The sequence below is a fragment of the Polaribacter sp. 11A2H genome, from assembly GCF_011379025.1.
In the GTDB taxonomy this organism is placed as follows: domain Bacteria; phylum Bacteroidota; class Bacteroidia; order Flavobacteriales; family Flavobacteriaceae; genus Polaribacter.
In genome coordinates, this window is record NZ_WTLD01000013.1 from 1 (window position 1) to 14,274 (window position 14,274).

Annotated in this window: 14 protein-coding genes; 8 read left to right on the forward strand and 6 right to left on the reverse strand. The window is 30.3% G+C overall.

Features of this window, described 5'->3' with window-relative positions:
* Positions 1 to 374 precede the first annotated feature (374 nt).
* From GQS58_RS14245 to GQS58_RS14260, 4 genes are all read right to left on the reverse strand, one after another.
* On the reverse strand, positions 375 to 1,127 hold the full coding sequence (locus GQS58_RS14245; protein ID WP_166387073.1) for an acyl-[acyl-carrier-protein] thioesterase: 753 nt from the start codon (positions 1,125 to 1,127) through the stop codon (positions 375 to 377).
* A 29-nt stretch (positions 1,128 to 1,156) separates the two neighbouring features.
* Positions 1,157 to 2,170, reverse strand: coding sequence for a methylmalonyl Co-A mutase-associated GTPase MeaB (gene meaB / locus GQS58_RS14250; RefSeq protein ID WP_166387075.1), 1,014 nt, complete (start codon positions 2,168 to 2,170; stop codon positions 1,157 to 1,159).
* 283 nt (positions 2,171 to 2,453) lie between these two features.
* Entirely contained in the window at positions 2,454 to 3,194 is a 741-nt protein-coding gene (locus GQS58_RS14255; protein WP_166387077.1) for an acyl-CoA desaturase, read from the reverse strand.
* Positions 3,195 to 3,350: 156 nt separating this feature from the next.
* Positions 3,351 to 3,920: a Crp/Fnr family transcriptional regulator gene (locus GQS58_RS14260; protein WP_166387079.1), complete on the reverse strand. Its 570-nt coding sequence runs from the start codon at positions 3,918 to 3,920 to the stop codon at positions 3,351 to 3,353.
* A 157-nt stretch (positions 3,921 to 4,077) separates the two neighbouring features.
* Here GQS58_RS14260 and GQS58_RS14265 point away from each other — a divergent pair, with 157 nt between their 5' ends.
* Positions 4,078 to 4,956, forward strand: a complete 879-nt coding sequence (locus GQS58_RS14265) for a helix-turn-helix domain-containing protein (RefSeq protein WP_166387081.1) — start codon at positions 4,078 to 4,080, stop codon at positions 4,954 to 4,956.
* A gap of 232 nt (positions 4,957 to 5,188) precedes the next feature.
* Here GQS58_RS14265 and GQS58_RS14270 read toward each other — a convergent pair whose 3' ends face one another.
* The gene (locus tag GQS58_RS14270) at positions 5,189 to 5,527 is read right to left on the reverse strand and encodes a winged helix-turn-helix transcriptional regulator (protein ID WP_166387083.1); all 339 of its coding nucleotides are present in this window, start codon (positions 5,525 to 5,527) and stop codon (positions 5,189 to 5,191) included.
* A gap of 129 nt (positions 5,528 to 5,656) precedes the next feature.
* On the opposite strand from GQS58_RS14270, the gene nfsB reads away from it, so the two are divergent.
* The 7 genes from nfsB (at position 5,657) to GQS58_RS14305 (ending at position 12,717) form a co-directional block, all read left to right on the forward strand.
* Positions 5,657 to 6,316 carry an oxygen-insensitive NAD(P)H nitroreductase gene (gene nfsB / locus GQS58_RS14275; protein WP_166387085.1) on the forward strand — a complete coding sequence of 220 codons (660 nt, stop codon included), beginning with the start codon at positions 5,657 to 5,659 and terminating at the stop codon, positions 6,314 to 6,316.
* A gap of 191 nt (positions 6,317 to 6,507) precedes the next feature.
* Complete coding sequence (locus tag GQS58_RS14280; RefSeq protein ID WP_166387087.1) at positions 6,508 to 7,395, forward strand: nuclear transport factor 2 family protein; 888 nt, start codon at positions 6,508 to 6,510, stop codon at positions 7,393 to 7,395.
* Positions 7,396 to 7,534: 139 nt separating this feature from the next.
* The gene (locus tag GQS58_RS14285; RefSeq protein ID WP_166387089.1) at positions 7,535 to 8,875 is read left to right on the forward strand and encodes a DEAD/DEAH box helicase; all 1,341 of its coding nucleotides are present in this window, start codon (positions 7,535 to 7,537) and stop codon (positions 8,873 to 8,875) included.
* A 194-nt stretch (positions 8,876 to 9,069) separates the two neighbouring features.
* Positions 9,070 to 10,377, forward strand: coding sequence for a DEAD/DEAH box helicase (locus GQS58_RS14290; RefSeq protein ID WP_166387091.1), 1,308 nt, complete (start codon positions 9,070 to 9,072; stop codon positions 10,375 to 10,377).
* A 4-nt stretch (positions 10,378 to 10,381) separates the two neighbouring features.
* Complete coding sequence (locus GQS58_RS14295; protein WP_166387093.1) at positions 10,382 to 11,917, forward strand: SDR family NAD(P)-dependent oxidoreductase; 1,536 nt, start codon at positions 10,382 to 10,384, stop codon at positions 11,915 to 11,917.
* A 187-nt stretch (positions 11,918 to 12,104) separates the two neighbouring features.
* Entirely contained in the window at positions 12,105 to 12,371 is a 267-nt protein-coding gene (locus GQS58_RS14300; protein ID WP_166387095.1) for a hypothetical protein, read from the forward strand.
* A gap of 154 nt (positions 12,372 to 12,525) precedes the next feature.
* Positions 12,526 to 12,717 (forward strand): cold-shock protein, encoded by a 192-nt coding sequence (locus GQS58_RS14305; RefSeq protein WP_068448022.1) that lies wholly within the window; start codon positions 12,526 to 12,528, stop codon positions 12,715 to 12,717.
* A gap of 256 nt (positions 12,718 to 12,973) precedes the next feature.
* Here the strand turns inward: GQS58_RS14305 and GQS58_RS14310 are convergent, their stop codons facing one another.
* The gene (locus GQS58_RS14310) at positions 12,974 to 14,269 is read right to left on the reverse strand and encodes an amidohydrolase family protein (protein WP_166387097.1); all 1,296 of its coding nucleotides are present in this window, start codon (positions 14,267 to 14,269) and stop codon (positions 12,974 to 12,976) included.
* Positions 14,270 to 14,274: the final 5 nt, after the last annotated feature.

Genomic DNA, 14,274 nt, shown 5'->3' on the forward strand with positions numbered 1-14,274 from the left:
TTCTATTTTATATTGAATTAGTAAGGAAAAAGAAATGAATTTAATCAGTCATTTTGATGTTTATTTGGTATTATAGGTAACATCTTCGGCTAAAGCCAATATTATAACTCCATAATAAACATAGGCTGAGGCCTGTGTCAATTCATAAGGATAATAAATTAAATAGCATTGTTTTTTTAATAGCCTGTGGATTTATCCACAGGTTCTTAAAGTTTTGAGAAAATAATGGCTTTAGCCAAAATTTTACACAAATAAATTTTAAAATGATTGATAATAAATTTGAATTATTTTTTCTTAATATGCAATAGAAAATCTAATCATAGCCTTAGTTATGGTTCTATTTTATATTAAAATATTAAGGGAAAATAAAATTATTAATACGGCTTCCAAATAGTTTTGGCAGTAGCACAAATGGTATCGCTTCCTTTAATTTTTATAGTATGTGCAAAAGAATTGTTTTCTTCAAGTTCTTGCGTTAAAGACAGAACGGTATCACCATATTGAGCTTCAGCAATAAAACGACCATCAATTTCATGTAAAAAGAAATTATCTGTAATCTCTTCCGGAATCGATTCAATAACCCATTGTAAATATCTAATATTATTTACGTGTTTATTAGCGTCTGTGTCATAGCGATTGACTCTAAATTGTTTTGTATGATGAGGTGAGTCTACAGCAATTATTTTTTTCTTAATATCACGATGAATAGAGTCTTCATTAAGACAAGACCATTTTTCTTTAATTTCATTAAAAATAGGGATTGGTTTTCTTTTATCAATGTCAAAGAAAACCCATAAACCTTTTGCGCTGCCTATAATATTATTTTTTTCATCGTAAATAATATTTTCTCTATATCCTTTGATAAAAGAGTAGTGGGAGAGCCAAGTTCTTATGGTAATTTTTTCTTTATAGTTAGGATAACGGATCATTTGTAAAACACCAGAAACTAACACCCAACCTGCATTTTTTTCTAAGAGATCAAATAAACTATGTCCTATGGAATGAGAATGATCTGCAGCCGTTTCTTCTAACAAGGCTAACATTATAGTAGGTGTTGCAAGCCCTAATTTATTCACTTCAAAATACCTTAATTCAAATTGTTTATCAAAATAATTATGAAATATCATTTTATACAATTTTTAAGATTCATGAATTTTTAACTCAGTTTAAAAGAATTTTTAAATTCATCAATAATTTGTTGTGCTGCTTTTACAGGCGAAATTTTAGCAGTAACAATATCTTTTTCTAATTCTAAAAGTTCTCTTTTAATATTATTTGAACCATAAAACAAATGTTTTAATTCTTCATTAATATTATTATACATCCATTTTATTTGTTGATGGTTTCTATTTTTTAAGAAAAAACCATTATCGTCAACTAATTTTTTAAATTTTAAAATTTCATCCCAAACGTTATCAATTCCAATGTTTTTTATGGCTGAAGCAGTACTTGCTACTGGAGTCCAACCAGACTCTGAAGCCGGAAAAATATGTAGTGCATTTTGGTATTGCCTTTTAGCTAGTTTACTCATGGTAATATTATCGCCATCTGCTTTGTTAATGACTATCATATCTGCCATTTCCATAATTCCTTTTTTAATTCCTTGTAATTCATCTCCTGCACCAGCAAGCATTAAAAGTAAAAAGAAATCTGTCATTCCGTGAACCGCAGTTTCAGACTGACCAACACCAACGGTTTCAATTAAAATAACATTGTAACCTGCGGCTTCACAAAGCAACATGGTTTCCCCCGTTTTATTAGAAACACCACCTAAAGTATCGCCAGAGGCGGAAGGTCTAATATAGGCTTCTTGCAAAACAGACAATTCGTCCATTCTTGTTTTATCGCCTAAAATACTTCCTCTAGAACGCTGACTACTTGGGTCTATAGATAATATGGCAACTTTGTGACCTAATTTTACCAAATGCAAGCCGAAGACTTCTATAAAGGTACTTTTACCAACGCCAGGAACTCCTGTAATACCAATACGAATAGATTTCCCAGAACTTGGTAATATTTCTTGAACAATCTCTTTAGCGACTATTTTATCACTTTCTAAATTACTTTCAATAATAGTAATTGCTCTAGACAGAATTACTCTATCACCTTTTAAAACACCATCTATATAAGCTTGTGCAGGTAATCTTTTTTTAGGTTTGTAGTTTTTCATTTTAGAGATAGAAAGGTAGGTTTATTGCTAGAATTCCGTGTCTAACAAAGATACTAAAAATGAAAAAAACACCACTAATTAAAGGGTGTTTTTATAGTATGATGATGTTGTTTAATTCGCCATGAATTCACAAATTATTTAATGTAGTTTACTTGAGTAAATGCACGGATAAAAAAAATAGAAATTTTCTGTAGTCTGTTCGAGCGCAGTCGAGAACTATATTGTTATTTAAAAATAGTTTTCGACTGCGCTCAACCTGACATTTAGTTTTTTTTAAGAACAATTAATTTTTAATCTTAATAGCTTTTAATTTAATAAGACCTAAAAAATCTAAAACTTTTATAATTACATACGTCATGTCTATTTCATGCCATTTTACACCAAAATTAGGGCTACTAGCATGTTTGTGGTGATTGTTATGGTAACCTTCTCCCATCATTAAAAAATCGAAGTGAAAAAGATTCTTACTCGTGTTCTTCATTTTAAAGTTTACATAACCATAAATATGTCCAAACCAGTTGATGATTACTCCGTGAATTGGCGCCATTAAAAAAGCAATTGGCAATAACAACCATTGCCACCAAGCGGTTACAAAAAAGACAAAGAATAGAATGTAAAAGGTAATCCAAAGTAAGCGAGAAAAACGAGAACCAGCAAAAGAATCAAACGATTTCCATTGCGGTACATTTTTAGTAAAACGTTCATCAATAGCAATACGTTGCTCGTTTATATCTTGATAAATAGTTTTCGTTTTCCACATCATTGCAAACATATTTGCATCGTAAGAAGGAGAGTGTGGGTCTTTTTCTGTGTCTGTATATGCATGGTGCATTCTGTGCATAATTCCGTATCCGTAAGCGCTTAAATAACTAGATCCTTGAAAAACCCAAGTTAAAATAAAGGTGATTTTTTCCATGGTTTTAGACATGGTAAATACTTGATGTGCCGCATAACGATGTAAAAAGAAAGATTGAAAAAACAATCCTCCATACCAAAGCACTATAATAAAAATAACTACTGCCATATTTAAAATTTTTGACAAAGGTAGTCTGCTATTTTAGGTGAAACAATGAACCTAAATCAATAAAAAAAGACTAGTGCGCTTTAATAACCAAGAACCAAGACTCGTTTTTATGATAAAAAGGACACCTTAAAAGTGTTATAAAATGTATAGATATTATTAAATACGTTTTCTAATTCGGCTTAATGCTTGTGCGGTTATACCAATATAAGAACTAATATATTTTAACGGAATTTCTTTTAAAAGTTCTGGACGTTCCTTAAATAATTTAAGGTAACGTTCTTCTGCCGTAAGATTTAGTAAATTCTGTTCGCGACTAGATTTTATTAGAAACAAGCGTTCTGCAGTTAACCGACCAATTAGATTACCAATTTGCGTTTTTTTATAAATTTCTTGTAAATCTGAATAAGAAATACTTAAAATGGTAGTTTCTGTAAGTGCTTGCAATTCGTAAGCAGAAGGTTTTCTGGTTAAAAAAGAATCGTACGCACTAATAAATTGATCTTTAAAACTAAAACCAAAAGTAATTTCTTTTTCAGGATTTTCTTTAGGGATATACAAACGCACCACGCCAGATTCTATAAAAGAAATATAATTTTCAATTTCGTCTAATTTTAAGAAAACAGTTTTCTTTTTAATGATACGAGGCTGTAATTTAGACGTAAAAAAGACCCAATCTTCTTGAGATATGTTGGCTATTTGCTGCAAGTATGCTTTTATCTGTTCCAAATGTATTTTTAGACTAAAATAGAGTCACAAATATACGTATTTCAAAAAATACAATACCTCTTATTTAGATGGATAAGAGTTAATTTTTGTACAATTTTAAAAGTTGATAACTGTAATTATTATCGTTTGTATTTAATTTTCTTATAAATTTGTATTTATGACCAAAAATCTTCCTCATTTACTATTCGAATCACAAAAACCAAATAATATAGGTATTGAAATATTAACAATAGAAAGTCTTTTTGAGCGTAAAGATGATCAAGAACATAATCCGGAAAAAGCGCATCAAGTTGCGTTTAATATGATTGTGTTTTACACAGAAGGAATAAGTAAACATTTGGTTGATTTTGTTTGGCATCCTGTTAAAAAAAACACCATTATTCATATTTCTAAAGGTCAAGTGAATGCTTTTCAGTTTAATGATAAATTAAAAGGTTTTATTGTTTTATTTACAGAAGATTATTTAAAAAAGCAGCTAAACTCCTTGCCAAAAAATGAAATTGATAGATTGTTTAATGCACAATTATTTTCGCCAATTATGCAAGTGCCAAGAACTTCTAATGTAGCAGAGTATATTCAATTATTTTATGAAGAATATAGAGATACAGAAGAAGATTACAACCAAGAAAGTACTTATAATGCGTTGTATTCTATCATTTTTTCTAAGCTAGAGCGTTTAAAACAATATCAAACTTTTCATTTAAAACATTCCGATAAATTAAATACATTCTTAAATTTTAAAGCTTTGTTAGAAACTAATTATAAGCAAAGTAGAAATGCTGATTTTTATGCAGAAAAACTAAACATTACCTACAAGCATTTAAATACCATTAGTAAAAACATTATTTCATTAACAGCTAAACAGTTTATTGATGCATTTTTAGTTTTAGAAGCAAAACGTTTATTGATGAATTCTGAAATTAAAAGTACAGAATTAGCCTATTTGTTAGGTTTTGAAGAACCTACAAATTTTGTAAAATACTTTAAGAAGCATACAGGTTTTACTCCAAATCAATTTAAAAAAGAATATATTTAGTTTTTGGGTTAGATATTTACCATTTTTATAGAGATATTAACCTTTTAAAATTCTGACTATAATTGCAGTTTTGTATCCAATTTAAAAATCAATTAAAATGAAAAGCAAGGTTTATAACAGATTAGAACGAGTTAAAGAGTGAAGAACAATAATGATGTTTAAAAAATCATTTAAAAAATATAAATATTAAAAGAAAGACTTTTGTAACCTAGCCTAAAGAGGGGTTATAAATTTAATTTTTCTGATAATTATCAATAGCCACATGTCCCCATTCAGCAATAGATTTTAGTAAAGGAATTAATGTTTTTCCAAATTCGGTTAAAGAATATTCTACTTTTAAAGGTGGTTTTGTTGTGTAAACCTTTCTAGCTACAATGCCGTCTTCTTCTAACGTTTTAAGTTGCAAACTTAATGTACGTTCTGTTACCGTTGGCATCATTTTTCTAAGTTCGTTGTAGCGTAATTTACCTTCAATTAAATGAAATAAAATAACCGTTTTCCATTTTCCTCCAATTAGGCCCATAGTAATACTTGCACAACATGGATATTCTTTACCGTTTACTTGATACATAATTTTAATTTTTTACTCAAAAATAGATACTATACTTTCCGACCGTTATTGCAAAGATAAAATACTATACTTACTTTTGCAACTATAAAATTTATAGTAATAAAGAACCATCATAAAATAATATAAAAAATGAATTTAACAGAAACATTAAACTGGAGATACACTACCAAAGAATTTGATACCTCAAAAAAAATATCTGCTTCAGATATGGCAGAAGTAAAAAATTTATTAAGGATGAGTCCGTCTAGTGTAAACTTACAACCTTGGCACTTTATTATTGCAGAAACAGCAGCAGGAAAAGAACGCATAGCAAAAGGTACGGAAGGGTTTTATCACTTTAACAAACCTAAAGTTGTTAACGCATCTGCAGTAGTATTGTTTTGTTCTAGAACAAGTGCAGATGATGTTTATATGAAACATCTTTTAGAGGTGCAGGATAAAGATGGAAGATTCCCAAATGAAGACATTAAAAAAGGAATGTATGGCGGAATGAATGCTTTTGCAGATATTCATAAATACGATTTAAAAGACGTACAACATTGGATGGAAAAGCAAGTCTATTTAAACATTGGTCAATTTTTATTAGGAGTTGCAAGTTTAAATATTGATGCTACACCAATGGAAGGTTTAGATATGAAAGCTTTAGATGAGGAGTTTGGTTTAAGAGCAAAAGGATTTACAGCAATTACCGCTGTTTCTATTGGTTACAGAACAGCTACTGATTTTAATGCTACAGATAAAACGCCAAAATCTAGATTACCAGAAAGCGAAATATTTACTGAAATATAAACGTAAACCTATTTTTAAAATTTATAGAATTAGGTATCTAGAAATATAGCATTAACCATAAAACTTCTTTTTAAAAGGAGTTTTTTTTGTTTACAGGTTCTATATTAACCATTTTTAATCCGATATCTTTCTTAATGAAACGGGTATTCTATTCTAATTTTGCATCATAAATAATAACAATTTTAAAAATTATGAAACAAATAATTATAGCAATAACAGTAGTATTTGCATTCACATCTTGTAAAACTATAAAAACAGATAATAATCAAAATTTAAAAGAAGGTATAAAGATGGAAACAATCAGTAAATTATCGAATAAACAAAAAACATTAGCCGTATTAAAGAGTATAGAAACTGGAGATAAAAACGCAGTAGCATTTATTAATCCGACTAATTATACACAACATAACCTTGCGGTTGCAGATGGTTTAGCAGGTTTTGGCGCTTTATTAAGTCATGCTCCAGAAGGTGGCTTTAAAGTAAATACAGTAAGAGCTTTTGAGGATGAAGATTATGTTTTTACACAGACAGCTTATGATTTTTTTGGTCCAAAAATAGGATTTGATATTTTTCGTTTCGAAAACGGACAAATTGTAGAACATTGGGACAATTTAACAGCAGTTTTACCTAAAAATGCTAGCGGACATTCACAAATAGACGGAACAACAGCAATTACAGATTTAGATAAAACGACTGCTAATAAAACATTGGTACATAATTTTGTAAAAGATATTTTAATTGATGGTAAAATGGAAAAACTATCTAATTATTTTGATGGAGATAACTACATTCAACACAATTCACAAATTGCAGATGGTTTATCTGGTTTAGGCGCGGCTTTAGAAGGAATGGCAAAACAAGGAATTGCTATGGTTGTTACAAAAACGCACAAAGTGTTAGGACAAGGGAATTTTGTATTAGCCATTAGTGAAGGAACTTTTGCTGGAAAAGCAACCTCTTATTACGATTTGTTTAGAGTCGAAAACAATAAAATAGCAGAACATTGGGATGTTATGGAAACCATTTTAAAAGAGTCTGACAGAAAAAACACCAATGGGAAGTTTAATTTTCCTAATTAATTTTCAACTCTAGGATTAAAGTGTCATTATATTTCACGTTTAAATCCACCTTTTTAGGTGGATTTTTTTATTTTTATAATATATAGCGAGTTTGTTTGTTCTTATAAAAGTAGACTTATCTTTGCAAAAAATATATTTAATGTCAAAAACTTTTTCATCTTTAGGAATTCATAAAGAATTAGAAGCACGTTTAGCAAAATTAGAAATTACAGTTCCTACTGCGGTTCAAGAAAAAACCATTCCTTTTATCTTACATAAAAAGAAAGATATGGTGGTTTTAGCAAAAACAGGAACCGGAAAAACAGCTGCTTTTGGTTTGCCTTTATTGCAAAAAATTAAAGCAGATGAAACACATATTCAAGTTTTAATTTTAGCGCCAACAAGAGAATTAGGACATCAAATTTATGACAATTTACTTTCTTTTTCTTCGGATGAACAAAAGGAGAAAATTGTTTCTATTTGTGGAGGAATCCCAATAAAACCACAGATTGAAGCGATTAAACAGCAACCTAGTATTGTAATTGCAACTCCAGGTCGTTTGGTAGATTTAATGAAACGTGAAGCGATTGATATTACAAAAATCAACTATTTTGTTTTAGATGAAGCAGATGAAATGGTAAGCGCTTTAAAGGAAGAAGTAGATGCTATTATAAAAGAAATTCCGAATGTTAGAAGAACGTTGTTGTTTACAGCAACAATGCCAGGAACCATCAAGCAATTGATACAAAACTATATGTCTAAACACGTAGAACATATAGAAACGGATATGGATTCTGTTGGGCATCAAGGCATCGATCATCAATATGTGGTGGTAGAACCGATAGAAAAATTGAATGTTTTAATGCATTTTTTATCGACTAAAGAAGGAGAACGCGGAATTATTTTCTGTAAAACCAAAGCAGCCGTTAATAAATTAGCTAAAAATTTAGCGATTAATAAATTTTCATCAGGTGCTTTACACGGTAGTTTAACTCAAGGGATTCGTGATCGTGTAATGGGACAATTTAGAGAAGGAAATATCGATATTTTGGTGGCTACAGATTTAGCTGCTCGTGGTATTGATGTTAAAGAAATATCTTACGTAGTAAATTACCATTTACCAGACAAATATGAAACGTATGTACATAGAAGCGGTAGAACGGCTAGGGCAGGTGCAACCGGACTTTCTTTAAGTGTGATACAACCAGAAGAATTAGAAGAAATTCCTGAATTTGAAGAAGATTTAGGGTTGGTTTTTAAAGAATATAAAAAAGCAGATGCACAAAGTATTGAAGATAATAATACCATTCTTTGGGCTAAAAAAGTGTTTAAAGCAAAACCAAATCGTGCTATTTCAGAAGATTTAAAAGCAGAGATTAAAACGATATTTCATCATTTAACCAAAGAAGAATTGGTAGATAAAGTTTTGTCTAATTATTTAGCACAAACAGCTAGTGCAAAGACAAAACCAGCGATAATTAAAAAGAAGAAAAAGAAATAAACAATATTATTTACCACAGAGGAACATAGAAAACATAGACTATATGAGCTATGTATCTATGTGGTGATTTTTGTAAATAGTAAGTTATATAAACTGTCAATGGTAGATATAAATATTTAAGTTCGTCTTAATTTTATTCAACCAGACATCATTAAAAAAGTAAATGATACCATTTACTAAAAAAAGAAATAAGTATGGCAAATAACATTAAAAGTCAACAAGATATATTATCAAAATTGCAGATTGAAGAGTTAAATCAAATGCAAAAAGAAGCGATTGCTACCATTAATAAAAACGACAATGTAATCTTACTTTCGCCAACAGGAACAGGTAAAACATTGGCTTTTTCTTTGCCTTTATTAGAACTTTTAGATCCAAATTTAGAAGAAGTACAAGCGTTAATTTTAGTACCTTCTAGAGAATTGGCAATTCAAATAGAACAAGTAATTCGTTCTATGGGCTCTGGTTTTAAAGTAAATGCAGTTTACGGAGGTAGACCGATGTCTAAAGATAAGATAGAATTAAAACATATTCCTGCAATTTTAATAGGAACACCAGGTAGAATTTCTGATCATTTTGCAAACGATCGTTTTTCTAAAGAGCATATTAAAACCTTAATTTTAGATGAATTTGACAAGTCTTTAGAGGTTGGTTTTGAATATGAAATGCGTAATATCATCAATCAATTATCTTTAAATAAACGCATATTAACTTCTGCAACACAAGGAGTTGAAATTCCTGATTTTGTAGGTTTAAGTAAACCAAACACCGTTAATTATTTAAAAGCGGTAACATCAAAATTACAAATAAGAACAGTACTTTCTCCAGCTAAAAATAAACTAAATACCTTATTACATTTACTAAATCATTTAGGAAATAAACAAGGAATTGTTTTTTGTAATTTAAAAGATTCTATAAATAATGTAAGTACATTTTTAGAGAGCAAGAATATAAAACATGGTTGCTTTAGTGGAGGAATGGAGCAAAAAGATAGAGAACGTTCTTTAATTAAATTTAGAAACGGAACCAATCAATTATTAATAGCTACAGATTTAGCGGCAAGAGGTATTGATGTGCCAGAAATGAGTTTCATCATTCATTATGAATTACCACAAGCAATTGAAGAATTTACGCATAGAAACGGACGAACAGCAAGAGTTTCTGCAGAAGGAACAGCCTTTGTTTTAAAATGGAAAGAGGAACGTTTACCAGATTTTATTAAACATGCAGATTTACAAGACATTTCTAAACAAGCAGAAAGAAGCCCTGTTTTTTGGGAAACTTTATTTATTTCTGGAGGTAGAAAAGACAAGATATCTAAAGGAGATATTGCTGGTTTGTTTATAAAACAAGGAAAATTAAGTAAAGATCAACTAGGTGACATAGAGTTGAAACAAGATTGTGCTTTTGTAGCAGTACCATCAACATTAACAGCCGAATTAATTGAGAAATTAAACAATTCTCGTTTAAAAAAGAAAAAAGTTAGAATTTACGAAGTGTAAGAGTATGAGTAATAAAGAATTAAAATCAGAAGTAAATTCGTGTATCAATACCCTTCAAAAATTATTGGAGGACACGAATCAGCTTTTTGAATTGCCAGAAGAACAAAGAGTCGCACTTTTTAAAGTTGCTGGCGAATTGTCTCGTCCAAATCGTGATGAATTTCAACGCAGACGTAAAGACGCTAAAAAAGCAGCAAAACGTAAAATGATTGAAGGCGATAAACACGCCAGAAAATCTACCGGAATTCGTTCTGCAAGAGAAGCTTCGTTGTTTGTAGCTCCAAAATTATTAGGAGCAGCTGCAATAAATGAAGATACGCCAGAATTAGAATCACCAAGAAATTGTTATGTGTGTAAAACGGTATTTACCAAATTGCATCATTTTTATGATACCATGTGTAAAGAATGTGGTGATTTAAATTACGCAAAACGTTTTCAAATAACCGATTTAAAAGATCAAGTGGCTGTAATTACGGGATCTCGATTAAAAATCGGATATCATATTACCTTAATGTTATTACGTTCTGGAGCAACTGTAGTGGCAACTACTCGTTTTCCTGCAGATTCTGCCATTCGTTTTGCAAAAGAAGAAGATTATAAAGATTGGAGCCATCGTTTACACATTCATGGTTTAGATTTAAGGCACATACCAAGTGTAGAAATTTTCTGTAATTATATAGAACAAAAATACGATCGATTAGATATTTTAATCAATAATGCAGCGCAAACTGTAAGGAGACCTTCTGGTTTTTATTTCCACTTAATGGAAAATGAAAAGAAACCGATAGATCAATTACCAAAATTGGCACAGACTTTATTACAAGATCATGAAAGTTGTTTAGAAGAATTGGCAGATTTAAGTGTCTCTACTGCTAAAACCGATAAAAATAACGTGTTGCCAGTTACTTGGCACGGACCAGAACCAGGAATTGGATTGCGTAATTCGGCAGAATTATCTCAAATTCCGTATAGTTTTGACAATTCATTACAAACAGCAGAAGTTTTTCCTGAAGGCGAATTAGACGCAGATTTACAACAAGTAGATTTAAGAAAAACAAATAGCTGGCGTTTAAAATTAGGCGAAATTGAAACTACAGAAATGGTAGAAGTACAGTTAGTAAATGCTGTTGCTCCGTTTGTGTTGTGTAATCGTTTGTCTAATTTAATGATGAAAGAAAATACGGGTAAAAAGCATATTATCAACGTTACAGCGATGGAAGGGAAGTTCCACCGATTTAAAAAGGTAGACAGACATCCACATACAAATATGGCAAAAGCTGCCTTAAATATGTTAACGCATACTTCTGCTTCCACATTTGCAAAATCTGGTATTTATATGAATGCGGTTGATACGGGTTGGGTTACAGATGAAGATCCTGCAGAATTATCTAAGCACAAAGTAGAAACACACGATTTCCAGCCACCGTTAGATATTGTAGACGGAGCTGCAAGAGTGATGGATCCGTTAATTGACGGAATTAATACCGGAAAACATTGGTCTGGTAAATTTTTAAAAGATTATTTTCCGATTGATTGGTAGCATTTATAGTATAAAGTAACAAGTAGAATAAAATTAAAAAAGGAATGCTGATGGTTTCAAATCATAAGTATTCCTTTTTTTTATTATTGATTATAGATGTTTTTTTGGAAGTATGCACCAAAATCAGTAACTTAGAAGAGTTACTTTAATGTAACATTATTTATGAACCTTTTAAATTTATACAATTATGTTGGCATTTAGAACCGAAATTAGAAACTCACCCAAAGAACAAACCTTAAAAATATATTTAAGCGATACCACATTAGATATTGCATTAAAAAATTTGTTAGAAAACATTAATGGTGTTCGTGTTGTAGAAGTACAAGAAAGTATAAGTAGAAATAGAGTTGAAGAAAATGTAACTGTATTTAAAAATGAAGACTTGTCTATCAATACATTAAAGGAGAGAATAGATGCTTTTTTAGAAATTTATTTTGAAGAAGTAAGTAGGTGAAATTGGTTTTTTAAACCGCCTATAAGTCGTTTTTTATTCTAAAGAATAAAAAATCTAATAAAAAACAGAAAAGAAAACAATTAAATGCTTGTATATTAGAAAAATGGAACCATCTTTGCAATATAATTAGTATTATAAATTTAACAACATTATTATGAGTAAAGGTACAGTAAAGTTTTTCAACGACACAAAAGGATTTGGTTTTATTACTGAAGAAGGAGTAAGCAAAGATCATTTTGTACACGTTTCTGGTTTAATTGATGAAATTAGAGAAGGTGACGAAGTTGAATTCGATTTACAAGAAGGAAACAAAGGTTTAAACGCGGTTAACGTAAAAGTTATCTAAGAAATATACTTAAAGTTTTATAAAAGCCCATCAATTAATTGATGGGCTTTTTTATGTTACAATTTTTTGTAGTTGTCTAGACTTAAATGTGCCAAGTTTGTAAAAAGAATTAAAAGAAGGTTGTCTATAAAGAGTTAAATCTTGTCATATTGAACTTGTTTCAGTATTTCAAATTACTGCAATTTAATCTTTATAAGAATCTGAAATAAATTCAGATTGACAAAAGCCTTCTTTTTTAGACAACCTTTTTTATAGTTTATTTAGTTTTGTATTTATTAGAATAGCGTTTCCAAAGTTTTGTTTGATGTGTTTCTAGGCTAATTTTTCTACCTTGTATAAACGCATCTGTTAAAATATTAGTTCTCATATCTAAAGCATCACCTTCAGAGACAAACAAGGTAGCATCTTTACCAACTTCTATGGTTCCAACCATATCATCTATTCCTAAAATTTTAGCAGAATTAGAAGTTAATAATTGCAAGGCTACTTCTTTGTCTAACCCGAATGCAGCAAATGTACCCGCATAAAACGGAAGGTTTCTAGTATTCATTCTCTCCATTTGTCCTTCCATACCTATAGCCACAACAATGCCTTTGTCTGTTAATGTTTTTGCAATAGAATATGTAGAATCATAAGCATCGTCTTCATTATCTGAGTTTCTGTGTGGTCTTTCTAAAACAACTGCAACATCATTTTTAACTAATAAATCAGCTACTTTATCAGCTTCATCTCCATGTACAATTACAATGTTTTCTACACCTAATTCTTTAATAATTGTAATTGCATCTGTAATTTCTTTTTGTCCGTTTACATGAATAAACAATTTTTGGTTTCCATTAAATAAACCTTTAGTAGCTTCATAAGGTAAATGTGTTTTATCGTTATTACTAGCTAAATAAGATTTAGCATTTTTAAAATAAGATTGAATGTCGTTTATCTTTTTAACATACTCTTTATCTGGCTTTAAAGCAGGATCTTCTCCTAACCACCATCTACCGCTTGTAAAACTACTTGGCCAATTAATGTGAATTGCATCATCTGTTTTTATACTTGCATCTTCCCAGTTCCAAGCATCTAATTGTACCACAGATGAAGTACCCGAAATGATACCACCTCTAGGTGTAATTTGTGCCATTAAAACACCATTAGGCCGCATAGATTCTACCACTTTACTTTCTGCATTATAAGCAACCAAACTTCTAATATGTGGGTTATTCGCTCCAATCTCATCTTCATCATCACTTGCTTTTACAGCATCTATTTCTACCAAACCTATAGAGGCATTTGTAGCAATAAAGCCAGGATATACATGTTTCCCTTTGGCATTAATGATGTTTCCTCTTCGAGCAATTTTTGCATTTGCATTTCCAACAAATACAATTTTTCCATTGCTAAACATTACTAAAGCATTTTCTATAATTTCTCCATTTCCTAAATGCGCTGTAGCACCTTCTATAGAATAATCTGTAGTTTGTTTGTCTGCGGGCGTTTGTTGTGCGATGCTATTTCCTACTAAGAAGAAAAATAGCAAACTATATATTATTTTTTTCATTATTA

What these genes read in the sequence shown, in the direction of transcription:
- GQS58_RS14245 (WP_166387073.1), bottom strand. Translation starts at nt 1,127, where the DNA reads ATGATATTTCATAATTATTTTGATAAACAATTTGAATTAAGGTATTTT.
- meaB (WP_166387075.1), bottom strand. Translation starts at nt 2,170, where the DNA reads ATGAAAAACTACAAACCTAAAAAAAGATTACCTGCACAAGCTTATATA.
- GQS58_RS14255 (WP_166387077.1), bottom strand. Translation starts at nt 3,194, where the DNA reads ATGGCAGTAGTTATTTTTATTATAGTGCTTTGGTATGGAGGATTGTTT.
- GQS58_RS14265 (WP_166387081.1), top strand. Translation starts at nt 4,078, where the DNA reads ATGACCAAAAATCTTCCTCATTTACTATTCGAATCACAAAAACCAAAT.
- GQS58_RS14270 (WP_166387083.1), bottom strand. Translation starts at nt 5,527, where the DNA reads ATGTATCAAGTAAACGGTAAAGAATATCCATGTTGTGCAAGTATTACT.
- nfsB (WP_166387085.1), top strand. Translation starts at nt 5,657, where the DNA reads ATGAATTTAACAGAAACATTAAACTGGAGATACACTACCAAAGAATTT.
- GQS58_RS14280 (WP_166387087.1), top strand. Translation starts at nt 6,508, where the DNA reads ATGAAACAAATAATTATAGCAATAACAGTAGTATTTGCATTCACATCT.
- GQS58_RS14285 (WP_166387089.1), top strand. Translation starts at nt 7,535, where the DNA reads ATGTCAAAAACTTTTTCATCTTTAGGAATTCATAAAGAATTAGAAGCA.
- GQS58_RS14290 (WP_166387091.1), top strand. Translation starts at nt 9,070, where the DNA reads ATGGCAAATAACATTAAAAGTCAACAAGATATATTATCAAAATTGCAG.
- GQS58_RS14295 (WP_166387093.1), top strand. Translation starts at nt 10,382, where the DNA reads ATGAGTAATAAAGAATTAAAATCAGAAGTAAATTCGTGTATCAATACC.
- GQS58_RS14300 (WP_166387095.1), top strand. Translation starts at nt 12,105, where the DNA reads ATGTTGGCATTTAGAACCGAAATTAGAAACTCACCCAAAGAACAAACC.
- GQS58_RS14305 (WP_068448022.1), top strand. Translation starts at nt 12,526, where the DNA reads ATGAGTAAAGGTACAGTAAAGTTTTTCAACGACACAAAAGGATTTGGT.
- GQS58_RS14310 (WP_166387097.1), bottom strand. Translation starts at nt 14,269, where the DNA reads ATGAAAAAAATAATATATAGTTTGCTATTTTTCTTCTTAGTAGGAAAT.